Here is a 26,493-nt window from a genome sequence, read left to right on the forward strand (position 1 = left end):
GTTCCGGCGATGACAATGCCGTAGGTGTTACGGCAGATGGCCGAGAGGCAATTGCCTCATTTTCGCTTGTTCGCTCGCCCTGCGAACGGGTTGTCCGAAGTCCGCAGCGCGATGCGGATCGGTACGCCCGGCATGTCGAAAGCTTCCCGCAGGCTGTTCGAGAGATAGCGCACATAGGATTGCGGCATCGCATCCGGCCGCGAGCACTGCACGACGAAACCCGGTGGACGCGTCTTGGCCTGGGTGACGTATCTGACCTTCAGGCGGCGGCCGGCGACGGCAGGCGGCGGATGATGTGCCAATATGGCTTCAAGCCAGCGGTTGAGCTTGCCGGTTGAAACACGGCTGTTCCAGACCTTGTGGGTCCTCAAGACCGCGTCCATGAGCTTGTCGAGTCCGCGCCCGGTCTCGGCCGAGACCGGGACGGCCTGGATGCCCCGCGCCTGCGGCAACAGGCGTTCGGTCTTCTCACGCAACTCCGCCAGAAGCTCCTGAGGATTGTCGATGAGATCCCATTTGTTGAAGGCGATCACCGGGGCACGGCCCTCGCGGATGATCAGGTCGGCTATCTGCAGGTCCTGCTTCTCGAAGGGAATGGTGGCATCGAGCACGATGATGACGATCTCGGCAAAGCGAATGGCGCGCAAGCCGTCCTGCACGGACATGACTTCCAGCTTCTCGTGGATCCGCGCCTTGCGGCGCATGCCGGCGGTGTCGAACAGTTTCAGGCGGCGGCCATGCCAGTCCCAGTCGACGGAGATAGAATCCCGGGTGATGCCCGCTTCCGGACCGGTCAGGAGCCGCTCCTGGCCGATCAAAGCGTTGATCAGCGTCGACTTGCCGGCGTTCGGGCGGCCGACAACAGCGATGCGCATCGGCTTGGTGTCGTCATAGGTGTTGACATCCTCGGCGTCAGGATCGGCAATGTCCTCGCCGATCAGAACCTCGCCGGCGGCGCTCTCGTCGCCGTCGTCCTCTTCTTCGCCGAACGCGCGCGCTTCGCCAAGTGCGCCGATGACGGCGTCGCGCAGATCGGGCATGCCCTGGCCGTGCTCGGCCGAAATCGGGATGGGTTCGCCAAGGCCGAGTTCCCACGCCTCCAGCATGCCGCCCTGGGCGCCTTTCGCCTCGGCTTTGTTGGCGACAAGAACGACCGGCTTGCCCGATTTGCGGACGATTTCGGCAAAGGTCTTGTCATCGGGCATCAAGCCCGACTTGGCATCGACCGTGAAGAAGATCAGGTCAGCCTCGCGGATTGCAATCTCGGTCTGCGCGCGCATGCGGCCGGGCAAGGTGGAAGCGGCTGCATCCTCGAAGCCGGCGGTATCGATGACATCGAAATGAAGGTCATAGAGCTTGGCGGAATGGACGCGGCGATCGCGGGTCACGCCCGGCGTGTCATCGACAAGCGCCAGCTTCCTTCCCACCAGCCGATTGAAAAGAGTCGATTTGCCGACGTTGGGTCTGCCGATGATGGCGACTTTAAAGGTCACGACGCATTGCCCGAGCCGCGGATCAGCTCGGACATCAAGGTTGCCCGCTCGCGGGTGTTGCGTGGTGCGCCGTCATCGGCAGCAATCTGGTCGAACAGCTTCAGCGCATCCTGGGCCTTGCCCTCCTTCCAGGCGGAAAGGCCAAGCGCCTCGCGCGCGGTGTGGCGCAGCGTGTTGGTATCCGAGGTCAGCGGCTCGACGCGGCTGGAGACGTCGGCGAATGAGCCATGGTCGACGAGCAGCAGCGCCGCCCGCAGCCGTGCCATGTCGCGAATGCCCGGAGGGATTGCGGTGTCGGCGGCGACATCGTCGAAATCCTTGACGGCTGCGGCAACATCGCCCTTGTCGGCCTTGACGGTCGCGGCGCGCATGCGGGCGAGCAGCGGATAGGCGCCGTAGCCATCCTTCTCCAATTCGTCGAGCGCCGTCAGCGCCTCGTCGTTCTTGCCGTCATTGGCAAGCTTCAGCGCCTGCGAAAACGCATCGCCGGAGCGGTTGGCGCGGCTTTCATCCCAGTATTGATAGCCGACGAAGGCGGCGGTGCCGACCACAACGAGGACAGCGGCAACAATCAAAGCGGGGCCGAAACGGTCCCAGAGCAACTGCGCCTGCTCGCGACGAATCTCGTCGTTGACTTCGCGGATAAAACTGTCGTCCGACATGGATCAAAACCATTCCTGCCCGGCGGGCCTTTGTCAGCCCGCGTTTTAGCGAAATTTTGTCGGCATGGAAGGGGTGTGGCGGGAAAATCGGCCTTTATCAGGACCGTTGCGGGAAAAGGCCGACCGCACCCGCGCCATATTTCCGCGATAGCCGGCTTCAGTCGTTTCCTCAAGGGTCAGTCCAGCTTGCCAATGCTTCGCCCGTCCCGCGCTGTTGCGTTTTTTCTCGCCTCGCTCGCCGCATCCGGCGCGGCGCTGGCCGATCCGCCCGGCCCGCCAAGCCCGGCGAAACCGAAGCAGGTGGTCATCATCTCGTTCGACAGCGCGCGCGACATTTCGCAATGGAAGCGCAGCCGGGCGCTTGCGCAGCGTACCGGCGCCCATTTCACCTATTTCCTGTCCTGCGTTTTCCTGCTGTCTCCGGAAACACGCAAGGCCTACACGGCGCCGGGCAAGAGCGCGGGAAAATCCAACATCGGCTTCGCCGCCTCGAAGCAGGAGGTGGCCGAACGGCTGGAGCAGATCGGTCTCGCCGCGCAGGAAGGCCACGATATCGCCAGCCATGCCTGTGGTCATTTCGACGGCAAGGACTGGAGCAAGGCCGACTGGCTAAAGGAATTCAGCTCCTTCGAGCACATTCTCGAAAACGCCTACGCGATCAACGGCATCGAGCCGGAGCCCGAGGGCTGGCGCGATTTCGCCCGGCATTTGGTGATCGGCTTTCGCGCGCCATACCTGTCGGCAAACAAGGCGCTCTACGAGGCATTGCCCGTGGCCGGCTATCAGTTCGACGCCAGCGGCGTCTCGCGCGGCGCCGTCCTGCCGACGGACGGCAATGGCATCATGCATTTTTCACTGCCGCAGATTCCGGAGGGACCGAAGTCGCGGCCGGTGATCGCCATGGACTACAATCTCTATGTCAGGCATTCCGGCGCTTTGGAGCGGCCGCGAAAGGCCGACGAGTTCAGCAACCGGACCTATGATGCCTTCCGGGCCGCCTTCGAGGCGCAATACAGGGGCAAGCGCATTCCGCTGGAACTGGGCTTCCACTTCACCCTGATGAATGACGGGGCCTATTGGAAGGCGCTGGAGCGCTTCGCTAGCGAGGTCTGCGTCAAGGCCGATGTCGAGTGCATCAGCTTTCGCGACTATGTTTCATCGCGCGATGCCGGCCTGAAGCAGACGGTTGGCGGCTGAACACGCCAAACCGGTTCTTGCGGATACTCGTTCTTAGGCTTGATCCTCGACACCATGCCGTTCGAGATAACGCTGATCGATGGCCGGCAGCGGCTCGCCTTGCAGTGTCGCCTCGAAGGCGCGCAGGCGTTTGTGAACCGACTGAAGTTCGACAATGGTCGACCAGGAAGTCAGCAAGAACTGCAGCGAATTTGTTACCCTGCCAAAGGCGTTCGGTATCTGGTTGAGGACGCCAAGCGTTATTCTGTGCGCCACGATCGATGGCCCCATGACAAAGAACGCAAAGATATTATCGGCCTGCAGGTACGTATAACGCACTACATTGAAATAGATGTAATGGAAGTACAGCCTGAAGTAATTTCGGCGAACGTTGTTGAACAATTCCGCTGTCGTGGCGGGCTGAGCTCGGTCAGCGTGGTCCTCTCCGTACACTAGTTCCTTGCGATACGCCGCTTCGACGCGCTGATTTCGGAACTGCAGGCCGGGCAGCTTCAAACCGGCGATCATTACCGAAATGGTTCCGAACACGCACCAGGCGATCGCCGCAACCACAAGGGGATGAGGTATCGCGCCCACTATTGGCAACTCGCTGATATGGACCTCGAGTTTGATCAATACCGGCAGGAACGCGATCAACGTCATGATCGACTGCACGAAGCTGGTGCCGAGATCCTCCATGATCTGGGCAAAACGCATCGTGTCTTCCTGGACTCGCTGGGACGCGCCCTCGATGTGGCGCAGCTTGTTCCAATTCGTCATGAAATGCTCGTTCATCGCCATGCGCCAACGGAAAATCCAATGACTGACGATAAAGGCATTAACCACGCTGACGTTCATTCCGACCAGCGCCAGCCAGGCGAACGTACCCAGTCGGCCGTAAAACTCTGCGTTGGTGGATTCGATCGTTTTGGAAATGAGTCCTTGGATGTAATCAAAGAACGGACCGTACCAGTCGTTGACGGCGACACTGATCTGCACGTTGAAATAGATCAGGAAGAGGATCAACGCTGCTACGAGGATAGACCAGTTCTGCCAAGGGTGGGGTGAATACAGACGCCAGAATGCATAGAAAAGTGCTACGCAAATCGTGAAATAAACATAGAACCAAAGGAAGGGTTTCGAGATGAGGACCGCGATGCCGACGATAGGGGTATCACCGGCGGCGGCCGGCGGCAGGCCGAGTACCGCGCCCAATTGCTCACCCCCGAAGAACCAGAAGAGGATTGCCGCAAGGCTCCACACAGCTGCCGAAGTGAAGAACAGCTTCGGCTGCGGGAAAAAGGATACGAACACTGTGGCGAATTCCTTGCTTGGTGCCCAAATCAGCGGGCATAAAGTCACACATTAGCGGGAAAGAAAATGGCTGCCCGATGCCCGGCGTGGAGCAGGACGGCAAATCATGGCGATTTTGGCGCGGTGGACCAGGTGATCGCGCCGGAGACGACCAGAAGGGCCGCGGCGACGATCGAGGCGACGAAGAAATCGCCTGATGCCTGCGCCAGCGACCCCGCGGCGAGCGGTCCGATGATCTGGCCCAGACCGAAGGATGCCGTCATGACGGCGAAGATGCGGCGGGGCGCTGCCGGCGCCTGCTGCCGCGCGACCTGCAGGCCAAATGCTGTAATGGTAATGAAGGTGATCCCGAGCAGGAACGCACCCAAGAGCGGCCCGGCCTGTCCGTCCAGGGAAACGCTGGCGGTAACGCCGGCGACCTCGATGAAACACGCCAGCGCATAAACGGCGTGAAGGCCGATGCGCGCGGCAATTTTTTGCCACAGCCATGTCGAGGGGAACCCGGCGAGGCCGGCCACCATCCACACGAGAGCCTCGAAGACGCGACTGCCGCCGCCTTGCCGGACGATGGCGACGAGGAACGTTGCCGTCACCACATAGCCGAAGCCGAACAAGCCGTAGGCAAGAATGATCTTCTTCAGCGCCGGGTCTTTCGGCAGGGGCGGTTCACGGGCGGCCTCGCCGTTGGCAAGCGGACCCTCGTCCACCAACAGCGCGACAACCACGAAGCCGCAGGCCGAAATTGCCGCCGACCACAGCCAGCCCGCCGCCCAGCCGGCATGCACCGTGACCAACGCCGCCATCATGGCCGCTGAGACCGCGATGCCCAGACCTACGCCGCCAAAGTGCCAGGCCTGCAGGTCGCCACGACCGGCGGCGTTGATATGGCTGAAGACTATTCCGGCCATGAAGACCATGACCAGGGCGCTGGCTATACCGGCCAGAAAGCGGATGGCGATAAAGGCAGCCATCGTGCTTGACAGTCCCATCAGCGCCGCGAGGACCACGCTTGCTCCCAGCCCGGCCAGCATGAGCTGACGCTCCCGCCCATGCGCCCAGCCGCCCGCTGCCGCCAACGCTCCAACGAGGTAGCCGAGATAATTGGCCGACGCGATCCATCCGGCATTGGCCGGCGACAGATGCAGTTCTTCCATCATGCCGGGCAGGATGGGGGTGTAGACGAAACGGCCGATGCCCATGGCGACGGCCAGGGCAATCATGCCGGCGACGGTGAACCGCAGGGCTTTCGAGGTGACGGATCTCATTGCGGTGCAGCATAAGGGCGGCGAACACTGAAACAATCCGCATCCTGTTGGGCCAGCGATCGCACGCCGCGAAGTGGTGTCATTCATTGTCGCCGCACCTCACTCACGAGGCCTCCCGGCACGATCAAGGTGGAAAGCACCGGAGCGCCGGTCTATGTTCAGTCGTCATCACATCACGGCAGGCAGAATCATGACCACACATTCGCGCGGCGTTTCCGCATCGATCGACCCGGTGAAGCTCGACAGGCTGGCTGAGGTCGCCATCAAGGTCGGATTGCAATTGCAGCCCGGACAGGATCTGGTGCTGACCTCCTCGATCGCGGCCCTGCCCCTGACGCGGCGCATCGTCGAGCAGGCCTACAAGGCCGGCGCCGGGCTTGTGACGCCGATCTTCAACGATGACGAGATGACGCTGGCGCGCTATCGCTTCGGCGCCGATGCCGGCTTCGACCACGCCGCCGGCTGGCTCTATGAGGGCATGGCAAAGGCCTTTGCCAACAATGCGGCCCGGCTTGCCGTGCGCGGCGAGGATCCCTCCCTGCTGTCGGCGCAGGACCCGTCAAAGGTGGCCCGAGCCAACAAGGCAAATTCGATGGCCTACCAGCCGGCGCTGGAAAAAATCACCGGCTTCGACATCAACTGGAACATCGTCGCCTTTCCGGACGTCGCCTGGGCCAGGCAGGTTTTCCCCGATGACGCCGACGATGTCGCCGTGGCCAAGCTCGCCGACGCCATCTTCGCGGCGTCGCGAGTCGATGTCGAAGACCCGATCGGCAATTGGAAAGCGCACAATGCAGCCCTGCGCAGCCGTACCGAGTGGCTGAACGGGCATAAGTTCCATGCGCTGCATTTCACCGGGCCAGGCACGGACCTGACCGTCGGGCTGGCCGATGGCCATGAATGGATGGGCGGCGCATCGACCGCCAAGAACGGCATCACCTGCAACCCGAATATCCCGACCGAGGAGGTGTTCACGACCCCGCATGCAAGACGGGTCTCCGGCCATGTTTCCTCCACCAAGCCGCTGTCCTATCAGGGCACGATGATCGACGAGATCCAGGTCCGCTTCGAGGAAGGCAGGATCGTCGAAGCCAAGGCGTCGAAAGGCGAGGACGTGCTGGCGAAAGTGCTCGACACCGATGAAGGATCGCGCCGGCTGGGCGAAGTGGCGCTGGTTCCGCACTCCTCGCCGATCTCGGCCAGCGGCCTGTTGTTCTTCAACACGCTGTTCGACGAGAACGCCGCCTGCCACATCGCGCTCGGCCAATGCTATTCGAAGTGCTTCGTCGACGGCGCCTCGCTCAGCCAGGACGAGATCGCGGCGCGTGGCGGCAACAAGAGCTTCATCCACATCGACTGGATGATCGGCTCGGACAAGATCGACATAGACGGCGTGCATAAGGACGGCGCCCGTGTGCCGGTGATGCGCAAGGGCGAATGGGCCTAGGGATTTGAGTTAGCTATCGCCACCACACCTTCGTCATCCTCGGACTTGACCCGGCGAAGTGAGGGGTATTCAGCGCTCTATCTATCCACCGCTGCCTCGTAGACATCAGGCTTGAACCCAACCAAGAGCGCGTCATCGACCTCCAGCACCGGCCGCTTGATCATTGTCGGCTTGGCTAGCATCAGCGCCTTGGCCTTCGCCTCATCGAGAGCCTGCTTGTCCTCGTCCGGCAACTCGCGGAATGTGGTGCTGCCCTTGTTGAGCAGCTTTTCCCAGCCGACCTTGCCGGCCCAGCCGTCCAGTCTGGCTGCTTCGATGCCCTCGGCACGATAGTCGTGAAACCGGTATGGCACGCCGTGACCATCGAGCCAGACGCGCGCCTTCCTGACGGTGTCGCAGGTGATGATGCCGTAGATTGTGATCAAAACAATTGCCCTTCAGACTTCGATTCCGCCACAGAATAAGGACGCCCGGGCGTTTTGCCAGCGGCTTCGGCGCTCGGTCGCACCGCCGGCTGGTTCCCAGGTCTGGCATCGGTTGCAGACAATGGCGGATTCCGCGATGCTGGATGCATGTGCAACCTTTACAACATCACCACGACCCAGGAGGCCGTCCGTCAATGGACGCGCACCTTGCGCGATATCAGCGGCAATCTCGAACCTTCGATAGACATCTATCCCAATCAGCCCGGCCTGGTCGTACGCAACACCCTGGACGGTGAGCGTGAGCTGGCGAGACTACTTTGGGGTTTGCCGACACCGCCGGATCGCATGAAAGGCAAGGCCGACTACTGCACTACGAACGTTCGCAATCCGCAATATCTGCACTGGCAGCAATTTGTCAGCGTCGAGAATAGATGCGTCGTGCCGGTGACCAGCTTCGCGGAACCCAGCCCCTCACCGAACGACAAGGATCCGGAAACGGGAATCCAGCGCAACTACTGGTTTGCCCGTAACGATGACCGGCCGCTATTCTTCTTCGCCGGTTTCTGGACCCGCTGGCAGGGCGTACGAAAGGTCAAGGATGGGCCTGGCGACTTCGAAGTCTACGCCTTCATGACCACCAGGCCGAATGCCCTCATCGCGCCGCTCCATGAGAAGGCGATGCCCGTGATCCTGACCACGCTAGAGGATACGGAGACCTGGCTGACGGCGCCGTGGGCCGAGGCCCGGCATTTGCAGAAGACGGCGCCCGACGATGCGTTGGTGATCGTCGAGAAGCCGGCGACGCAGATCAAATTTCGGCTGGAGGCGCCAGCCCAGGGATCGCTGTTCTAGGATGCGGAAAGGGCCTGCCGGTCTTCTCCTCAGTCATCGTCTCGCCAGATCACCCGGCGAACCATGCGGATCTCGACAAGGCGCCTGACGCGAATTTTCACGCGCTCGGCAGCACTTGGCAGGATCACGCTTGCGTCAAGCTCGCGGCGTTTGCAGCGTTCGCATCGCATATGGCCTTCCACGTCCCAAAAGGGAATGTCGCCGACCAGTTTTGCAAGGTCGCCAGGCAGATAGTGCCGCGTGATGTTGCAGTTCAGGCATCGGACACGAATGAGCTGCCCGACCTCATGTGCCAGGCCCAGGGTTTGCACATTTCGGCGCGGACGGCTGCTGAGCTCGGGCATGAGCTCATTAGGAATTATTTCCTTGTAAGGTCAATCCGCGCCGAACGTCGTGTTCAGTTTGTTCACAGCCGGCAAAAGGCCATAACCTACCCGAGGATCGAGGATGGTCAGACTATGCAGGAAGCATAGGGCAGTTGGCGCCGCGGCGCAGACTGATATGCGCCACGTCGCCGACGCCAAATCTAAAACCCTCGGTCTGGCGCGGGGCGTCGATTACCACCGGCAATCCTTGCCCCAGCTCGGCGTGAAGGCGCAAGGTCCGCCCGTGGAAAACGATGCTGTTGACGCGCGCCGGCGCGGTGCCTGGCGCAGCCTCGGTTGCGGCCAGCAAATCCTCCGGACGCACACCGATGGTACGCACCTCGCCTTCGCTGGGTGACTGACCGGTTTCAGACACAGCCTCCAGGGGCAAGGCGCCGGCGTGGAACCGCAAGCGGTCGCCATCGCGACCGACAAATCGCGATGGCAGAAGATTCATGGTGCCGATGAAGCTGGCGACGAACTTGGTCGCCGGCTGGTCGTAAAGCGTGGCGGGTGGCGCGATCTGCTCGATGCGGCCCTTGTTCATGACGACGATGCGGTCGGATATGGACAACGCCTCCGTCTGGTCGTGGGTGACCATGACGAAGGTGGTGCCGAGCCTGGACTGCAATCGCTTCAGCTCGACCTGCATCTGTTCGCGCAGATGCGCATCGAGTGCCGACAAGGGTTCGTCGAGAAGCAGCACGCGCGGCTCGCAGACAATGGCGCGGGCGAGCGCGACACGCTGACGCTGGCCGCCCGACAATTGCGAGACGCGGGCGCGGATCTTGTCGGCGAGGCCGACCATGTCGAGCGCCTCAGCGACCCGCCTGGCCTGCTCGGCCCCCGAGAGTTTTCGCAGGGACAGGCCGAAGCCCACATTCTGCGCAACGTCCATATGCGGAAACAGCGCGTAGTCCTGAAACACGGTGTTGACCGGGCGGTCGAACGGGCGAAGCGCGGTGATATCGCGGCCGTCGAGCAGCACCTGGCCGCTCGACGGCCTTTCGAAGCCGGCAATGACGCGCAGGCTGGTGGTCTTGCCACAACCCGACGGCCCGAGCAGCGTGATGAACTCGCCGCTGATAATGTCGAGATCGACAGCGTCGAGCCCGACGACGCCACCGGGAAAAATCTTCGAGACGGCCTGCAGCCGGACGAGCGGATCAGGCGCCATCGCGAACCTCGGAGGGCTTCGTGGTGTTGACCCAGAGAATCTGGCAACGCTCGCTGCCTGGATTGCGGAAGGCATGAAAAAGCGTACTCTTGAAGGCAAAACTGTCGCCGGTCTTCAGCGCGTATTTGGTTGAACCCACCACGAGTTCGACCTCGCCGGCCAGCACATAGCCGAACTCGTGGCCGGCATGGGCATAAGCGTCGGCCGTGCCTCCGGCCGCTTCGACACTCACCAACATGCCGGTCAGCGCCGCACCGGGCGGCGACAGCAAAGCCTTGGCGATCCCTTCCGATTTTACTGGGATGGCTCGGCGGCTACCGGCGCGCACACAGTAGAGATCGTTGACGGCATCGTTGCCGTCGGCGATCAGCGCTGATGGTTCGATGTCGAGAGCGGCGGCGAGCGGCCAGATGACTTTGACGCGCAACGAGGTCATGCCGCGCTCGATCTGGCTCAGCGCACCGATCGATATGCCGGCCTTGGCCGCCAGATCGGCAAGCGACAAATTGCGCTCCAGCCGCAACGCCCGAAGGCGCCTGCCGACACGGATGTCGGCATCGTCCTTTGGCTTCGCGGCGGCTTCGTCCAGCATGTCCATCAGTCGTTCCTTGTCAGCATCTCTGTCCGAGCGCGGCGCGGCGTCGAGAAACTCCCCTTCTCCCCTTGTGGGAGAAGGGGAAAAGGGCTCACCCGCCCGCCTTCACCTTTTCGAACATCTTCGCCAGATCGTCGTTCTGTTTCATAGGTCCGGTGAAGATCGTGGTCTTCAGCATCACTTCGGGGTCGGAAGGCAGCTGCAGCTTTTCCAGTTCGTCCTTCGGAACAGCAGCGAAGGCGGTGCTTAGCGAACTGCCATAGCCGTAGGATTCGATGAGGTACTTGCCCGACTCCGCATCGAGCCGGCTGTTGATGAAGTCATAGGCGAGATCGACATTCTTGGCGTCCTTGAGCATCACGAAGCCGCAGGCCCAGGTCAGCATGCCTTCCTTCGGTTTCATGAACTCGACCGGCACGCCCTGCTTCTTCAACGACGTTGCCGACGCGTTCCAGGTCATGGCTGCAACCAGCTGGCCGCTGGAGAGCGCCTGTTCCACCGAAGTCATGTCGGTGGTGTAGTTGGAGAGCAGAGGGCGCTGCTCGCGCAGCTTCGCGGCCACCTTTTCCATTTGCTCGGGCGTCATGTCGAACGGATTGACGCCGGCCAGCAGGGCCGCGACGATCGGCGTATCGTGCACGGCGTCGATGGTCGCCATGCGGCCGGCATATTGCTTGTCCCAGAGCAGGTTCCAGCTCGCTTCCGGGTTCTTAACCAGGTCGGTGCGGTAGAGGATCGATGTGTTGCCCCAGTCCCACGGCACCATCCACACCTTGCCATCGCCGGCCTGCAGATCTGGGAGGTTCTTGAACACAGGGAAGATCGAATCCCAGTTCTTGATGCGCTTGGTGTCGATCGGCTGCAGCAAGCCTTCCTTGTTCCAGCGCGCGACCTTGTCGTAGCAGGGATGGGCGATGTCAGGCCGGAAGCCGGCCTTGACCTTGGTGAAGGCGTCATCGTCGTCGCCAAAGATCGAAGCCTCGACGCCATCGGGGTGCGCCGCCAGGAAGCTCTTGTTGAAATCCGGCAGTTCATAGCCCGACCAGGTGAAATACTGCAGCTTGTCGGCGGCGAAAGCGACGGTGGATGACAGGATTATTGCAAGCGCGGCAAGGCCGGTGCGAGCTTTCTTTGCGGTGGTTGATTTTAGCTCGAATGCCATTTCGGTTCTCCTCTTTTGGTTGTGTGTCATCAGAATCATTTGGCCGATGGGCGCGTTGCCCCGAGCCCGCGATGGCGCACCAGCTCGGCGGTGCCGGCAATGACGAAGGATACGGCCAGGATCGACGTGCCCAACGCCATGACGGTCGGCAGCGATTTGGGGAACCGCAACTGGCTCCAGATGTAGAGCGGCAGCGTCGGCTCGGTGCCGGCCAGGAAGAAGACGACGATGAATTCGTCGAAGGAGATCAGGAACGCCAGCATGAAGGCCGAAATGATCGCCGGCAGGCTGAGCGGCAGCATGACCCTTCGGAATGTCGTCCAGTCGGAAGCACCGAGGTCAAGCGCGGCCTCAGGAATGGTCTTGGGGATGGCGGCAAAACGGCTGCGCATAATCACCACCGTCGTCGGCAGTGCCACCAGAATATGGCCAAGGACGATGGCGATACGCGACGGCCCGAGACCAATGAGATTGACGAGGATCAACAGCGATATGCCGACGATCACGCCCGGAATCAGGATCGGCAGCCGCGCGATGGCGCTGATCGTGGCCGAAAGCGGCGAGCGGCCATAGAGGTCCATATAAGAGACGGTGATGCCGCAGAGCGTAGCGCCAGTGGCGGCGATTGCCCCGATGACGAGGCTGTTCAAGAGCGCACTAGACAGCGCCGAATTGCCGAGCAGCGTGGCGTACCATTGCAGGGTGAAGCCTTGCAGCGGAAACGCCGCCTGGATCGAATCGTTGATAGAAAACAGCGGGATCAGCAGCACCGGCAGATAGAGAAAAATCAGGTAGGCGATCACATAGATGCCCAGCCAGCGTCCGCCCTCGTCCATGCGCGCGGTGCTCATGCGCGGCTGCCAAATCTGCGGTCGGTGGCACGCGCCACCAGCACGACGCAAAGGATGACCAGCATAACGGCGACGGAGAGTGCCGCACCAAACGGCCAGTCATTGGCCTTGCCGAATTGCGCCTGGATCAATGTGCCGATCATTGTGCTCGCCGGCCCACCGACAAGCGCTGGCGTGACGTAGTCGCCGACCGTCGGCACGAAGACGACGAGGGCGGCGGCCAGCACGCCCGGCATGGAATTGGGAAGCACGACACGGCGGAAAGAGGTGAACGGCCTGGCGCCGAGGTCGGATGCTGCCTCGATCAGCGATTTCGGGATCGTGTCCAGCGCAACGTAAATAGGCAGGATGGCGAAGGGCGCATAGGCGTGGGCGAGCGTGACGACGACGGCCGCCGGCGTGTTGAGGAAGGCGAGCGTCGGTTCCGACCAGACGCCGCTTTCGATCAATGCTGAATTCAGCACGCCATTATAGGCAAGCACGATCTTCCAGGCGAAGACTCGCAGGAGATAGCTGGTCCAGAACGGCAGCGTCACCAGGAACAGTAGCAGGCTACGCCGCCGGCCGGCATGGAAGGCGAGATAATAGGCGACCGGATAAGCCGTGACGACAGTCGCGAACGTGACCAGCCCGGCAATGACCAGCGAGCGCAGCGTCACCGTCCAGTACAGCGGATCGGAAACCACGGTGATGAAATTCGCCACGGTGAAACCGGCGCCGAGCAGCGACCCGTCATTGGCTCGAAAGGCGAGGAATATAACAAGGGCCAGCGCAAACAGGATCAGCAGGAACGTGACCAGCGCGCCCGGCAGCAACATTCCAATGCGGAAGCCCGATGATGATCGGACCTCCGGCACCTGCGCTGCAACAATGGTCGACATCGATGTGCCTGCCGAAATTTGAAATTGGCTAAGATTTTTTCATATTCATGAAACTGTCAAGCGGAATTCACTCCGGCTGTCCGCGTTCAACGCTCCAGCGCGTCGAGCAAGCGATACCAGGCGATGGTCGCGGCAACACCAACCTGCCTGAAGGCGTGGAACGGGATCGGCCGGATCGGCGACAGCGGGAAAGGCAATTGCCCGGCATCTCCAGTGGAGAGGTAGGTCGCGATGCGTCCCCCGAGCGCGGTCATCAAGCCGACGCCGCGTCCCTGGCAGCCTACCACCGCCAGGAGTCCCGGCTCGGGTTCATGGAGATGAGGCAAATGATCCGGCGTCATCGCCACCCGGCCGAACCAGCGCTTTTCGATAGCGACACCGGCCAGTGCTGGATAGATCCTCTGCAGCGCCCGCTCCAGATGGGCCCAGTCGGCCGCGCTCGTCGGCAAGGCCATGCGGCCACGTCCGCCAAGCACCAGCCGGCCGTCGGGGGATTTGCGATAGTAGACGAGGATGCGTCTGGAGTCCGATACGGCCTGCCCTCCAGGCAGGATCGTGGCTGCCAGGTCAGGCGGCAATGGCGCGGTGGCGATCTGGAAGGAATGCAGCGGCACGATCGACTGTGCCAGCCCAGGGACCAGACCGTCCGTATAGGCGTTGGTTGCCAGAATGACCGCCCTCGCCTGCACTTTTGCGCCATTGTCGGTCGAAACAAGCCATTTTCCGGCGTCTTTGTCGAGGCGCGAAACCTTGTGACTTTCTGCTATCCGGACTCCGGCCGCTGTCGCGACACGGGCAAGTTCCGAAGTATAGGCAAGCGGATCGATCACCCCGGCGCGACGATCGAGCCAGCCGCCGACATAGCCCCGCGCGCCGGTCATCGAGCCGATCTCATCAGCGCTCAGAAGCTTGACATCGGCTCCCCGCGCCCGCCACTGCCGGTCGCGGTTTGCCGCGGCCTTCAGCGCGATCTCGGTATGAGCCGCCTGAATCCAGCCATTGCGCGCAAACGGCACCGACAGTCCTTCATCGCGGATCAATTCGAAGACCGCGTCCGCCGTCGAGGCGGCGAAATTGACAAGCGTCTCGCCGCGTTCCTGGCCAAAATGCTCCAGCAGCCACTCAGGATCATATTTCAAGCCGGGAATGACCTGTCCGCCATTGAGCCCGGACGCACCGTGACCGATTTCACCGGCATCCAGCACCTGTACGGACATGCCGAGCCGGGCCGCGTGGAGCGCGGTCGACAGACCCATGATACCGCCGCCGACGATTGCGATATCGGCAGGCTGGTCATTGCCAAAGAGAGGCTGGACCTTGCGGGCCGTAGCGGGCTTGCTCCAGATCGGAACTGAAAACGGTAAAGGCAAGGCAACCACCTAAACGATGCATCAAATGAAAATCCTATTCAGGATTTCATATTTTTGAAAGAGGGTCGGGATCATCTTCCATGAACGCCACCATGGAAACCGGATTTCGATCGCCAGCGACGGGATAGACCTTTGACAGGAATCCGGTGAAAGTGCCGCGCCGATCAGGCCAAGCCGCATTGTCGATCATCTCGGAGGACCCAACGCCATGACCAACCAGACGAATCTGCCCGCCGATGGACTCTTTGTCGGCCGGGCCAGGAGCGGCAATACCCCGCATCCTCTGGTGGTCACTGTGCGCGATGGCACGGTCTTCGACATCACGTCGCGCGCGACGCCGACCGTGCGCGACCTTTGCGAGCTGGACGACCCGGCAGGACATGTCCGTTCTGCCTCGGGCAGAGCGATCGGCTCGCGCGACGATATCGCCGCCAACAGTTTCGAGGCCGACCGCGATCCGGCAAAGCCCTATCTGCTCTCTCCCGTCGACCTGCAGGCGGTGAAAGCTTCAGGCGTCACCTTCGTCGTCAGCCTGCTCGAACGGGTCATCGAGGAACAGGCGCGCGGCTCGGCGGAAAAGGCGGATGCCATCCGCGCCGACATCGCCGGGCTGATCGGCCATGACCTCTCGAAGCTCAAGCCGGGCTCACCCGAAGCCATGGAGATCAAGGCCAAGCTCATTGCTCGCGGGGCCTGGTCACAATATCTGGAGGTCGGCATCGGCCCCGATGCCGAGATCTTCACCAAGTGCCAGCCGATGGCGTCGGTCGGTTTCGGCGCCGATGTCGGGCTGCACCCGGTATCGACCTGGAACAATCCGGAGCCGGAAATCGCCATGATCGCCGCCAGCAGCGGCAGAATCGTCGGCGCCACCATCGGCAATGATGTCAATCTGCGCGATGTCGAGGGGCGTTCGGCACTGCTGCTCGGCAAAGCCAAGGACAACAATGCGTCGGCGGCACTCGGTCCCTTCATCCGCCTGTTCGACGAATCCTTCTCCATTGACGACGTCAAGCAGGCCGTCATGCGCCTGAAGGTCGAGGGAGAGGATGGGTTCTCGCTCGAGGGCGCGAGTTCGATGGCCGAGATCAGCCGCTCGCCGGAAGAGCTCGTGGCGGCCGCCATGGGCCCGCATCATCAATATCCGGACGGGCTTGCGCTCTATCTCGGCACCATGTTCGTGCCGTCCAAGGATCGCGGCGAGAAAGGCAAGGGCTTCACCCACAAGGTCGGTGACATCGTCACCATCTCGTCGGAAAAATTCGGCGCGCTGGTCAACCGGGTGCGGTTGTCGCCGGATTGCCCGCACTGGACCTACGGCGCCAGCCATCTGATGCGGGAACTGGCCGCGGCCGACCTTGTCTGAACGAGACGACGCGTCCGTCCCTGCGCTTGCCGATGGCCGATCAGTCCGCGCTCGCCGCGAGGCTGTCGGAAAATACCGTCGAACTGATGCAATCTGATGGGAGCGCCGATGGCGCCTCGTCAGGCGCCAACTACGACTTGCAGATGGAGGCTTGCCATCGGTCGAAAAACAGGATGCTGTGATGCATCCGATCGGCGCTGGCAGGACGCGTCCGGCGGTCGCCGGAAACGAGGGACGGATCCGAACTGATCATCTTTAAACGGGAGGAAAGACAAATGCTGACACGGCTAAGACTCGTTCTATACGGCCTGTTGGTGGCGCTGATGGTTATACCGGCGGCGGCACAGGCCAAGACATTCTACTGGATCTCGCATGGCGGTCCGGCCGATCCGGTGTGGACCTACTTCCTCGCCGGCGCCAAGCAGTGGGCCAAGGATACCGGCAACACGGTCAACACCTCGTTCCACAATGGCGACGTGGCCTCGCAGCAGGAAGCGGTTCGCGCCGCCATCGCCGCCAAGGCGGACGGCATCACCACCACAAGCCCCGATCCGGGCAGCCTTGTCGAGATCGTCAAGGAAGCGCGTGCGGCCAACATCCCGATCATCAATTTCAACACGCCCGACCCCAAGGCCAATTTCAACGCCTATGTCGGCGGCGACAACGTCACCTTCGGCAAGCACTGGGCGCAGTACCTCGTCGACAAGGGCCTGGTGAAGAAGGGCGACTTCGTCTGGATGCCGGTCGAAATCCCCGGCGCCACCTATGGCGTCCAGGAAGAGGAAGGCATCAAGAGCGTCTTCGAACCTCTCGGCATCACCTATGAGATCACCGAAGCGACGCTCGATCAGGCCGAGGTCATCAACCGCATGGTCGACTACCTCACGGCCAACAAGGCCAAGGTCAAGGCGATCATTGGGCTGGGCGATCTCGTCACCGGTTCGGTCAAGCGCGTCTTCGACCAGGTCGGCATCAAGCCTGGCGAAATCCCCGTGGTCGGCTGGGGCAACTCGCTCGACACCACCCAGGAAGTGCTGAACGGCTATGTCAATGCCGGCCAGTGGCAGGACCCGCAGGCGACCAGCTATGTGGCGCTCTCGCTGGCCAATATGGCGGCCGGCGGCATTCCTCCGGGCTTCAACGTCATCACCGGCGCGCTCTATGAAAAGGACACCGCCGAGGTCTACGACAAGATCCTGTCGGGCAAATAATATCCAGGACCTGAACAGTCGCGGCCGATCCTCGGTCGCGACTGCACTCTCCGCATCGCCGGGCCTCACCGCTATCGAGCAAGGCTCAGCCCCTCCCAATCATGTCGCGGGTCATCAGTGGAACATCATTCGCCCATCCAGCGCCTGATCGCGCGGCCTGAATTCGGGCCCCTTGTGCTTCTCATCGTCGAGATCGCCGTTTTCTGGGGCTTCAACCACGACTTCCTGTCGCCACAGAACATCTCAAACACGCTGGCCTTCACGGTCGAGCTCGGCCTCATCGCGCTGGCGATGACGCTGCTGATGACATCCGGCGAGTTCGATCTATCCGTCGGTTCGCTGTTCGGATTCTCCCCGGTGCTGATGTGGACGCTGTTCAACAGCGGCCTCACCTCGCTCGAAGTCGGCTTCGTCGTCGCGGTGCTGGTCGCCGCTTTCATCGGCCTGGTCAATGGCTGGTTCGTGACGCAGCTCAAGATCCCATCGTTCCTGGTGACGCTGGGCATGCTGCTGGTGGTGCGCGGCACGGCGCTTTTCGTAACCGATGGATTTCCGCAGCGCACCTGGAGTGCGGAGGGCAGTTGGCTCGCCAACATGCTGGTCGGCGATTTCTTCATCGGACCTTTCCGCATCTACATGTCGTTGTTCTGGTTCATCGCCGCGGCCATCGCGCTGGGCTATGTGCTGACGCAAAGCCGTATCGGCAACTGGATACAAGCGGCCGGCGGCAATCCGAACGCCGCGCGCGCCCGCGGCGTCAATGTCAGCGGCGTCAAGATCGGCCTGTTCATCCTGTCGTCGGTAATGGCATCGCTTGCCGGCGTCATCTCCTCACTGCGTACGTCAGCGGCCAATCCCAACAGCGGCACCGGCTACGAACTGGAGGTCATCGCCATGGTGGTGATCGGCGGCACCGCACTGACCGGCGGCCGCGGCACCATCATCGGCACCGTGCTCGGCATCCTGATCCTGCGCGTCATGCGCAATGGCATCGTGCTGATCGGCGTGCCGGGCCTTGCCTACAACATTTTCATCGGCGCGATCATCCTTGGCATGATGGCGCTCCATTCATGGCTGGAACGCCGGCATCAGGCAGGGACTTGAACCATGGCCGAGCCATTGATCCGCATGCAGAACATCCGCAAATCCTATGGCCGCGTGCTGGCCTTGGAGGATGCAAGCTTCCACGTCAATGAAAGGGAAATCGTTGGCCTGCTCGGCGACAATGGCGCCGGCAAGTCTACCCTGATCAAGGTGCTTTCGGGCGCGGTGCCGCTGACAAGCGGCGACATCTTCATCCGGGGCAAAAAGGTTACCCTGCGCAGCACCAGCGACGCCATCGCGCACGGCATCGAGACCATCTACCAGGACTCCGCGCTGGTGACGCAATTGTCGATCGCCCGCAATTTGTTCCTCGGACGCGAGCCGATCAAGCCGCCGCGCTTCCTGAACCGCATGGATCAGGATGCCATGAACATGGTCGCCCGCGACCTGCTGAAACAAGTCGGCATCTCCAAGAACATTCCGCCGACGACACCGATCGGCTCGCTCTCGGGCGGCGAACGCCAAGCGGTGGCGATCGCGCGCGCCATGCATTTCGACAGCGACCTCATCATTCTCGACGAGCCGACCAACAATCTCGGCGTCGCCGAGACGCAGGGCGTGCTGAGCTTCGTGCGGGGGGCGCGTGACTCGGGCCATTCCTGCGTCTTCATCGCGCACAACATCCATCACGTCTTCCAGGTCGTCGACCGGATCGTCGTCATGCGCAGGGGAAAGGTCGTGGCCGACGATATCGACCCCAAAAAGGCCAGCGTGGCGGAAGTCGAGCGGATCATCACCGGCATGTCGGACAAGGAAATCCGCGACGCCGTCGCCGACGGTAAGCCAGCGCACTGAGGACGGTTGGGCGCGCCATTTTGCCGAAGCAGTCGAACCGCGTGCCGGTGATGGGGTCCAATCAGCCGTCACCTCAAATCGCATCGCTTGTCTGGCGCGCCACTGCTTCGGTGCATAGGGTCACCGGATGAAAGCCACCGTTTCGGATATCGCGCGTAATTGCGGGCTGTCGACCGCCACGGTCGACAGGGTGCTCAACAACCGGCCTGGCGCCAGTGCGGCCAACCGGCAGCGCGTCATGGAAGCAGCCAAGCAACTCGGTTACCTGCCTGTCGCCGATCAGGTGACGCTTCCATCGCGACCGGCCCATCTCGAGTTCCTGCTGCCGATCGGCAGCAACGCATTCATGCGCGACCTCGCAGGATATATCGAGGACTACGCCGCGCGCCTGCCGCTTGTCGCTTCATGCCGGATCCACAAGCTCGCGGGAATCTCGCCCAATGCATTGCAGGCAGCTGTCGAGAATCTCTCGCTGAAGGCGAACGGGGTGGGTGTCATCGCCATCGACCATCCGCGCACGCGAAACATCCTGCGCGACATCGTCGACGCCGGCATTCGCCTGGTGACGCTGGTGTCCGATATTCCGGCCGCGCCGCGCTCGGCCTATGTGGGCATCGACAACAGGGTGGCGGGACGGACAGCCGCACTCCTGATGGGACGCTACCTCGGTGGCCTCAAGGGCCATCTCGCAATGGTGGTCGGGTCGCGGTCATATCGCGGCCATGAAGAACGTGAAATGGGCTTTCGCTCGGTGCTCGGCGAGGAGTTCCCGAACCTGACCGTCAGCAGCGCCGTCGAGATCAACGATGAGCCTGAAGCCAGCTATACCGAAACGATGAAGGCGCTGCGGAACGAACCGGAACTGCTCGGCATCTACTGCGTCGGCGCAGGCCGTTCCGGTGTCGCGAAGGCGATCAGGGAAACGAGGCCCAACCGCAAGCCTGTATTCATCTGCCATGACCTTACCCGGGAGACCCGGGGCTATCTCGTCGATGATCTCGCCGATGTCGTCATCGACCAGAATGCCAGGCTGATCGCAGAGCAATCCGTCATCCAGCTGCTGGGATCGATCGCATCGTCCGCGCCCTATCTGACCCGAAAATTTATCGAGCCTCGGTTGATCTTCCGCGAGAATATTCCGGTCCAATAGGAACGGAGGAGATGTCCGGTAGTAAAGCAACCAGGCGCTCCGCACGGCGACACGGCAAATCTGCACAGCTGCTATGCAGGATCCGCAATTGCCGAATCGTTGGGCACATCGTAGGTATTGGTTGTCGGCCATCTACTCCTCCCAGATGCGATGCCGACGCTGAGTGGGGTGCACCTCCTCCCGCGCCACACTCGAAATCGAGCCCGCTGCCACCTCCTCCCGGCAGCGGGCTTTTTTCATTTTAGACGCGAAGCAATGCCCGCCCTGCGACCACGGGCGTGAAGAGCGATGGGATTGGCGCCAAGCTCGCTCGACTGAATCGAACAGGCCGCCCTGCGGCAGCCAAGATTTAACTGGCCGCGGCACCCCTGAAGGATACGATCAGGCCTTCCGCCATGCGCACGAACTGCGCGCTTGGGCCCTCGCTTCCCACGGTCTGCACGCTTACACGGGCGCCTTCGAACAGCAGCGACAGCGTATCGGCGAGAAGCTCCGCCTGGCCAATGCCGGCATCCCGACACAGCGTCACCAGTCGCGCACGCTGGGCTTCCTTCAATTCCTTGATCACCAGCCTTGCCGGATGCTCGGGCTCGGTCAACTCGGCAGCGGCATTGGCCATGTCGCAGCCGCGGCCATCAGCGTTGAGCATGAAGGCGGCCTTGCGAACCCAGGCATGCAACTGGGCGAGCTTGTCGCCCGGGAACTCCGCCTCGAAGGCTTCCCACATCGCGCCGGCCTTGGCGGCATTGGCACGCAGACATTCGACGATCAGCTCATCCTTGGATTCGAAATGACGATAGAGCGTCATCTTGTTGGTGCCGGCAGCCTCGGTGATGGCGTCGACGCCAACGCCCTTGATGCCATGCTTGTGGAACATGTCACGAGCCGTCTCGAGGATCCGATCCCGGGGACGTGAGCGCTCCACGACGCCGTCTGTCATCATGATCTCCTTTCGTTTCCAAAAACGCACGGCCACCTCTTGACTAGGGTGTTACCGGTCTGTAACTATGCAGATGTTACTTACTGGTAACACCTATGTCGCTTTTCGTCAATAACAAGGCCGTGAACGCATTTGGCGGGTTGGAACGGCGAAATTGCGACTCATGCGGCTTCGGCCGGTGAAGAAATGAAAAACGGTTCGCGAGCGTGGGCTGCGAATCGACAGACAAGGAGCCGGCCAATGCCACAGCGCCGCGATCTTACCATAGATGAAGCCGTCCGGGATCCGATGATCCGGCTGGTGATGAAGGCAGATGGGGTCGACCCCCGCGCCCTCGAGAAAATGCTTCGCTCGCTTGCCGATGGGCAGCAGCGCGATGTACCCCTGCTGCGGTCCGGGGAAGAGCCCCGCAACGGACGCGCCCAATTGTCCAGGGTCGCCAGCGCCTTCGGGCGGGCAAGAGCTGCCGGCGAGGCGTGCGTGTCGTGGTAAACTTCTTCATCCACCGTCCGATCTTCGCCTCGGCGATCGCCATCATCATGGTGCTCGCCGGGACGATTTGCTATTTCCTCCTGCCCGTCTCGCAGTTTCCCGACATCACGCCGCCCCAGGTGGTGGTCAGCGCCCACTATCCGGGCGCCAGCGCGCAGGTCGTGGCCGATACGGTGACGACGCCGTTGGAGCAGCAGATCAACGGCGTGCAGGGCATGACCTACATGTCGTCGACAAGTTCCAATGACGGCTCATCGACCATCACCATCACTTTCGACGTCGGCTATTCCTTGAGCACCGCGGCGGTCGACGTCCAGAACCGGGTCTCGCAGGCGGCTTCGTCGTTGCCCGCGATCGTCAACCAGAGCGGCGTGACGATCAAGAAGCAGAACCCGAACTTCGTCCTGATCGTCAACCTGACCTCGCCCGACAATTCCATCGATCCGGTGGCGCTGAGCAATCTTGCTTATCTGCAGGTGGTCGATCCGCTGAAACGCCTGCCCGGCGTCGGCGACGTGCAGATCTTCGGCGAACGGCGCTACTCGATGCGAGTCTGGCTCGATCCCGACAAGCTCGCCAATCTCGGCATCACCGCCGTCGATGTCCAGAATGCCATTTCGGAACAGAACGTCCAGGTGGCGGCCGGCAAGATCGGCCAGTCGCCCGCGCCGGCCGGCACGGCCTTCGAGATGCAGGTCAACGCTGTCGGCCGGTTGAGCGACCCGAAAGAGTTCGGCGACATCGTGGTGCGTGCCAACACCGATACCGGCTCGCTGGTGCGGCTGCGCGACGTGGCCCGCATCGAACTCGGCGCCCTGCAATATTCGTCATCGGCCTTCTTCGGCAAGGACCCAACCGTGGTGCTCGCCGTCTACCAGATGCCGGGTTCAAACGCGCTCGATCTACAGCAGCGCGTCAAGGACAAGATGCAGGAATTGTCCGGTCGCTTCCCCAAGGGTGTGTCCTACGCCATGCACTACGACACGACACGCTTCGTCTCGGCCTCGATGCACGACGTGCTGATCACGCTGGGCGAAGCGCTGGTGCTCGTCGTCGCTGTTGTGTTCGTGTTCCTGCAAAGCTGGCGCACGACAATCATCCCGACGATCGCCATTCCGGTGTCTCTGGTGGCCACGCTCGTGGTCATGGAGATGCTCGGCTTCTCGCTCAACATGCTCTCCCTGCTCGGCATGGTGCTGGCGATCGGCCTGGTCGTCGACGACGCCATCGTCGTGGTGGAGAACGTCGAACGACAGCTGGAGGCCGGGCTCAAGCCGCTGGCGGCGACGAAGGCCGCGATGGCGGAAGTCACCGGGCCGATCATCGCCACCACAGCGGTCCTGATGGCGGTCTTCGTTCCGGTTGCCTTCATTCCGGGCGTCTCGGGCCGGCTCTACAACCAGTTCGCGCTGACGGTGGCGATTTCGGTCGGCATCTCGGCCTTCAACTCGCTGACGCTCAGCCCGGCGCTCAGCGCCGCATTCCTGAAGCATCGCCAGCCGACACAGTTCGTGCTGTTCCGCTGGTTCAACACCGGCTTTGACCGGCTGTCCCATGCGTACGCCCATGGCGTGCGCTTCCTCATCCGCCTGCGCTGGATCATGCTCGGCCTGTTCGCCGCCGGGCTGGTCGCGACATATTTTGTCTGGCAGCGCCTGCCATCGACCTTCCTTCCGGTCGAGGATCAGGGCTATTTCTTCGTCGTCATCCAATTGCCCGACGGCGCATCGCTGGAGCGCACCGACGCGGTAGCCCAGAAGGCGCGCGACATCCTGCAGGCGACGCCCGGCGTCGAGATTGTCGGCTCGATCAGCGGCCTCAACTTCCTCACCAGCGCCGCGCAGTCGAACTCGGCGGTCGAGTTCGCTATCCTGAAGCCCTGGGAGGAGCGTGGACCCGACCAGAGCGCGTCCAAGCTGGTTGCCGATGTGCGCGGCAAACTGCTGCAGATGCCGGAAGCCTTCGCTCTGAGCTTCGACCCGCCGTCGATCCCCGGCATCGGCGCTACGGGCGGGTTCGAATTCGTCGTCGAGGATCTCACCGGGCGCGGCAGCGCCGCGCTCAACGATGCGACGCAAGCCGTGATCGCCGAGGCGCGCAAAAAGCCTGAAATCAATCCGCAGCAGCTGTTCTCGCCCTTCTCGACCTCGACGCCGCAGTTCAACTACGACCTCGACCGAGCCAAGGCCAAGCTGCTCGGCCTCAATCTGCCCGACGTGTTCAACACGCTGCAGATCTATCTCGGCTCGCTCTATGTGAACGACTTCAACCTGTTTGGCCGCACCTTCCGGGTGACCATCCAGGCCGACAAGGATTCACGTGCCGGCGCTGCCGACATCTCGCGGCTCTATGTCCGCAACGCCTCGGGCGGCATGGTGCCGCTCAGCACGCTGGGCAAACTGGTGCCGTTCGTCGGCCCTGAAACCGTGCCGCATTACAACAACAATGCCTCGGCCACGATCAATGGCGGCGCGGCCCCCGGCTTCTCCTCGGGCCAGGCTGTCGCCGCGATGGAACGGGCGGCCGCTATCGCGCTGCCCAGGGATTTCGGCTTCGAATGGACCGGCATCACCTTCCAGGAGCTCAAGGCGGGATCGATCGCCTCCGTCGTCTTCGGCCTCGCTATCATCTTCGTCTTCCTGATCCTGGCGGCGCAGTATGAGAGCTGGGCCATGCCGTTCATGGTGCTGCTGGCGGTGCCGCTGGCCTTGTTCGGCGCCTTTGCGGCGCTTTGGGTGCGGGGCATGCAGATCGACGTCTACTCGCAGATCGGCTTCGTCATGCTGATCGGCCTGGCGGCCAAGAACGCCATCCTGATCGTCGAGTTCGCCAGACGGCGGCGTGAGGAAGGCCTGAGGATCGTCGATGCGGCGATGGAGGCGGCGCGGCTGCGGCTGAGGCCCATCCTGATGACGGCATTCGCCTTCATCCTGGGTGTGCTGCCGCTGATGTTCGCCACCGGCGCCGGCGCCGCGAGCCGTCAATCGATCGGCACGACCGTCTTCGGCGGCATGGTCGCGGCGACCATCCTGTCACTGGTCTTCGTGCCGGTCTTCTACGCGGTCATTGAACAGCTACGCGAACGCCGCGTCGAGGACGAGGCGGCTTCGCACCATACTGAACCAACAGCCGACCCCGCCTTCCCTCCCCTGGCGGAAGCGGCCGAATAAGATTGGAGACTATCATGCGTAAATGGAAAATCGCCTTGGGAACGGCCGTCGCGCTGGGAGCGATCTCGGTTGCCAGCGTCCACCTGCTCGACATGGGCAATCTCAGCCTCAATGCCGGCACGGCCGGCGCGGCGACGCCCGCTCCGGCGGCATTCGTCATGCCGGTGCCGGTGGTCAGCGTCGTCAAGAAGACGATCCCGATCTACCTCGACTACGCCGCCCGGACGGAGCCCATCCGCAGCATCACGCTGCAGGCCAGGGTGCCGGGCTATCTGCAGGAGCAGACGGCCGCCGACGGTGTCGATGTGCGTCAAGGCGACCTGCTCTACAAGATCGCGCCTGACGACTTCAGGGCCGCGCTCGACCAAGCCAAAGCGCAGGTGCAGCGCGATACGGCAACGCTGGACTATGCGCGCTCCAATCTCGGCCGGGGCACCGAACTCGCCAAGAGCGGCTATCTGGCCAAGGACAGCTTCGATCAGCGCACCAGCACTTTGCGCGAGGCGCAGGCATCGCTGGCCCTCAACCAGGCTGCCGTCCGCACCGCCGAGCTCAACTTGAGCTACGCCGAGATTCGCGCGCCGTTTCCCGGGCGCCTAGGCCATAGCCAGGCGTCGGTGGGAACGCTGGTCAGCGTCGCCGGCACGGTGCTCAACACACTGGTGCAGCTCGATCCGATCTACGTAACTTTCAACCCGAGCGAGACGGACCTGGCCCAGATCGAGCAGGCCCGCGCTGCAGGTCCGATTGAGGTCGAAGTCCTGCTGCCTGGCGAGACAGGCGCCAGCCAGAAGGGCGAACTCACCTTCATCGACAATTCCATCGACCGCTCGACGGGCACGATCACAGCGCGGGCGACGATCGGCAATGGCAAGTTCACGCTGCTACCTGGTCAGTATGTCCGCGTGCGGCTGCATGTGAAACAGCAGGCCGATGCGCTGATGGTGCCGCAGACTGCGTTGGGATCGAGCCAGCTCGGCAAATATCTCTATGTCGTCGGCAAGGGCAACACGGTCGACCAGCGCATCGTTTCGCTCGGTCCAGTCAACGGCGATCAGGTAGCGATCCTGAGCGGCGTGGCCGAGGGAGATCAAGTCATCACGGGCAATCTGCAGAAGATCGGACCAGGAATGCCGATCTCTCCGCTACCGGAAAAGCCGGCAACCTGAACACCCCCGTCAGGAACGGCCTCAGCGGCGCCCCGACCCTACATAAGGTCGCGGGCGCCGC

The 26,493-nt window shown here is 62.3% G+C and carries 25 protein-coding genes; 11 read left to right on the forward strand and 14 right to left on the reverse strand.

Features of this window, described 5'->3' with window-relative positions:
- Positions 1 to 56: 56 nt before the first annotated feature.
- A complete protein-coding gene (der, locus tag LB513_RS00535) occupies positions 57 to 1,493 on the reverse strand; it encodes a ribosome biogenesis GTPase Der (protein ID WP_224661493.1) in 1,437 nt (478 codons plus the stop codon).
- Positions 1,490 to 2,155 (reverse strand): tetratricopeptide repeat protein, encoded by a 666-nt coding sequence (locus LB513_RS00540; RefSeq protein ID WP_224661494.1) that lies wholly within the window; start codon positions 2,153 to 2,155, stop codon positions 1,490 to 1,492. Before LB513_RS00540 ends, der begins: the two co-directional genes overlap by 4 nt.
- A 192-nt stretch (positions 2,156 to 2,347) precedes the next feature.
- Here LB513_RS00540 and LB513_RS00545 point away from each other — a divergent pair, with 192 nt between their 5' ends.
- Positions 2,348 to 3,352: a polysaccharide deacetylase family protein gene (locus LB513_RS00545; RefSeq protein WP_224661917.1), complete on the forward strand. Its 1,005-nt coding sequence runs from the start codon at positions 2,348 to 2,350 to the stop codon at positions 3,350 to 3,352.
- Between the two features lie 33 nt (positions 3,353 to 3,385).
- Here the strand turns inward: LB513_RS00545 and sbmA are convergent, their stop codons facing one another.
- On the reverse strand, positions 3,386 to 4,645 hold the full coding sequence (sbmA, locus tag LB513_RS00550; protein WP_224661495.1) for a peptide antibiotic transporter SbmA: 1,260 nt from the start codon (positions 4,643 to 4,645) through the stop codon (positions 3,386 to 3,388).
- Between the two features lie 104 nt (positions 4,646 to 4,749).
- A complete protein-coding gene (locus LB513_RS00555; RefSeq protein ID WP_224661496.1) occupies positions 4,750 to 5,910 on the reverse strand; it encodes a YbfB/YjiJ family MFS transporter in 1,161 nt (386 codons plus the stop codon).
- A 190-nt stretch (positions 5,911 to 6,100) separates the two neighbouring features.
- Here LB513_RS00555 and LB513_RS00560 point away from each other — a divergent pair, with 190 nt between their 5' ends.
- Positions 6,101 to 7,357 (forward strand): aminopeptidase, encoded by a 1,257-nt coding sequence (locus LB513_RS00560; protein ID WP_224661497.1) that lies wholly within the window; start codon positions 6,101 to 6,103, stop codon positions 7,355 to 7,357.
- A 77-nt stretch (positions 7,358 to 7,434) separates the two neighbouring features.
- Here LB513_RS00560 and LB513_RS00565 read toward each other — a convergent pair whose 3' ends face one another.
- Positions 7,435 to 7,773: an ArsC family reductase gene (locus LB513_RS00565; protein ID WP_224661918.1), complete on the reverse strand. Its 339-nt coding sequence runs from the start codon at positions 7,771 to 7,773 to the stop codon at positions 7,435 to 7,437.
- 156 nt (positions 7,774 to 7,929) lie between these two features.
- Here LB513_RS00565 and LB513_RS00570 point away from each other — a divergent pair, with 156 nt between their 5' ends.
- Positions 7,930 to 8,634 carry an SOS response-associated peptidase gene (locus LB513_RS00570; protein ID WP_224661498.1) on the forward strand — a complete coding sequence of 235 codons (705 nt, stop codon included), beginning with the start codon at positions 7,930 to 7,932 and terminating at the stop codon, positions 8,632 to 8,634.
- A 29-nt stretch (positions 8,635 to 8,663) separates the two neighbouring features.
- On the opposite strand, the gene LB513_RS00575 is transcribed toward LB513_RS00570, so the two are convergent.
- From LB513_RS00575 to LB513_RS00610, 8 genes are all read right to left on the reverse strand, one after another.
- Positions 8,664 to 8,978 (reverse strand): hypothetical protein, encoded by a 315-nt coding sequence (locus LB513_RS00575; protein WP_224661499.1) that lies wholly within the window; start codon positions 8,976 to 8,978, stop codon positions 8,664 to 8,666.
- A 112-nt stretch (positions 8,979 to 9,090) separates the two neighbouring features.
- A complete protein-coding gene (locus LB513_RS00580) occupies positions 9,091 to 10,176 on the reverse strand; it encodes an ABC transporter ATP-binding protein (protein ID WP_224661500.1) in 1,086 nt (361 codons plus the stop codon).
- On the reverse strand, positions 10,166 to 10,774 hold the full coding sequence (locus LB513_RS00585; protein WP_224661501.1) for a helix-turn-helix domain-containing protein: 609 nt from the start codon (positions 10,772 to 10,774) through the stop codon (positions 10,166 to 10,168). The genes LB513_RS00580 and LB513_RS00585 overlap by 11 nt, the downstream gene beginning before the upstream one ends.
- An 88-nt stretch (positions 10,775 to 10,862) precedes the next feature.
- Positions 10,863 to 11,933, reverse strand: coding sequence for an ABC transporter substrate-binding protein (locus LB513_RS00590; RefSeq protein ID WP_224661502.1), 1,071 nt, complete (start codon positions 11,931 to 11,933; stop codon positions 10,863 to 10,865).
- Positions 11,934 to 11,968: 35 nt separating this feature from the next.
- Positions 11,969 to 12,784: an ABC transporter permease gene (locus LB513_RS00595; protein ID WP_224661503.1), complete on the reverse strand. Its 816-nt coding sequence runs from the start codon at positions 12,782 to 12,784 to the stop codon at positions 11,969 to 11,971.
- Entirely contained in the window at positions 12,781 to 13,665 is an 885-nt protein-coding gene (locus LB513_RS00600; RefSeq protein ID WP_224661504.1) for an ABC transporter permease, read from the reverse strand. The genes LB513_RS00595 and LB513_RS00600 overlap by 4 nt, the downstream gene beginning before the upstream one ends.
- Before the next feature lie 86 nt (positions 13,666 to 13,751).
- Complete coding sequence (locus LB513_RS00605) at positions 13,752 to 15,035, reverse strand: NAD(P)/FAD-dependent oxidoreductase (RefSeq protein WP_224661505.1); 1,284 nt, start codon at positions 15,033 to 15,035, stop codon at positions 13,752 to 13,754.
- Between the two features lie 46 nt (positions 15,036 to 15,081).
- Positions 15,082 to 15,225, reverse strand: coding sequence for a hypothetical protein (locus LB513_RS00610; RefSeq protein WP_224661506.1), 144 nt, complete (start codon positions 15,223 to 15,225; stop codon positions 15,082 to 15,084).
- Positions 15,226 to 15,243: 18 nt separating this feature from the next.
- Between LB513_RS00610 and LB513_RS00615 the strand changes: the two genes are divergently transcribed.
- The 5 genes from LB513_RS00615 (at position 15,244) to LB513_RS00635 (ending at position 20,661) form a co-directional block, all read left to right on the forward strand.
- Positions 15,244 to 16,401 (forward strand): fumarylacetoacetate hydrolase family protein, encoded by a 1,158-nt coding sequence (locus LB513_RS00615; RefSeq protein WP_224661507.1) that lies wholly within the window; start codon positions 15,244 to 15,246, stop codon positions 16,399 to 16,401.
- 275 nt (positions 16,402 to 16,676) lie between these two features.
- Complete coding sequence (locus tag LB513_RS00620; RefSeq protein ID WP_224661508.1) at positions 16,677 to 17,612, forward strand: substrate-binding domain-containing protein; 936 nt, start codon at positions 16,677 to 16,679, stop codon at positions 17,610 to 17,612.
- Positions 17,613 to 17,729: 117 nt separating this feature from the next.
- Positions 17,730 to 18,716: an ABC transporter permease gene (locus tag LB513_RS00625; RefSeq protein WP_224661509.1), complete on the forward strand. Its 987-nt coding sequence runs from the start codon at positions 17,730 to 17,732 to the stop codon at positions 18,714 to 18,716.
- Positions 18,717 to 18,719: 3 nt separating this feature from the next.
- Positions 18,720 to 19,511, forward strand: a complete 792-nt coding sequence (locus tag LB513_RS00630; protein WP_224661510.1) for an ATP-binding cassette domain-containing protein — start codon at positions 18,720 to 18,722, stop codon at positions 19,509 to 19,511.
- A 127-nt stretch (positions 19,512 to 19,638) separates the two neighbouring features.
- The gene (locus tag LB513_RS00635) at positions 19,639 to 20,661 is read left to right on the forward strand and encodes a LacI family DNA-binding transcriptional regulator (RefSeq protein WP_224661511.1); all 1,023 of its coding nucleotides are present in this window, start codon (positions 19,639 to 19,641) and stop codon (positions 20,659 to 20,661) included.
- Positions 20,662 to 21,010: 349 nt separating this feature from the next.
- Here the strand turns inward: LB513_RS00635 and LB513_RS00640 are convergent, their stop codons facing one another.
- Positions 21,011 to 21,601, reverse strand: a complete 591-nt coding sequence (locus LB513_RS00640; RefSeq protein WP_224661512.1) for a TetR/AcrR family transcriptional regulator — start codon at positions 21,599 to 21,601, stop codon at positions 21,011 to 21,013.
- A 240-nt stretch (positions 21,602 to 21,841) separates the two neighbouring features.
- Here LB513_RS00640 and LB513_RS00645 point away from each other — a divergent pair, with 240 nt between their 5' ends.
- Genes LB513_RS00645 through LB513_RS00655 form a run of 3 tightly spaced genes read left to right on the forward strand, consistent with a single transcriptional unit; the run spans position 21,842 to position 26,432 of the window.
- A complete protein-coding gene (locus LB513_RS00645; RefSeq protein ID WP_224661513.1) occupies positions 21,842 to 22,093 on the forward strand; it encodes a hypothetical protein in 252 nt (83 codons plus the stop codon).
- The gene (locus LB513_RS00650; protein ID WP_224661919.1) at positions 22,087 to 25,263 is read left to right on the forward strand and encodes an efflux RND transporter permease subunit; all 3,177 of its coding nucleotides are present in this window, start codon (positions 22,087 to 22,089) and stop codon (positions 25,261 to 25,263) included. Before LB513_RS00645 ends, LB513_RS00650 begins: the two co-directional genes overlap by 7 nt.
- Before the next feature lie 14 nt (positions 25,264 to 25,277).
- A complete protein-coding gene (locus LB513_RS00655; protein WP_224661514.1) occupies positions 25,278 to 26,432 on the forward strand; it encodes an efflux RND transporter periplasmic adaptor subunit in 1,155 nt (384 codons plus the stop codon).
- The last annotated feature ends 61 nt before the right edge of the window (positions 26,433 to 26,493 follow it).

Source organism: Mesorhizobium sp. ES1-1, assembly GCF_020164785.1.
Classification (GTDB): Bacteria; Pseudomonadota; Alphaproteobacteria; order Rhizobiales; family Rhizobiaceae; genus Mesorhizobium.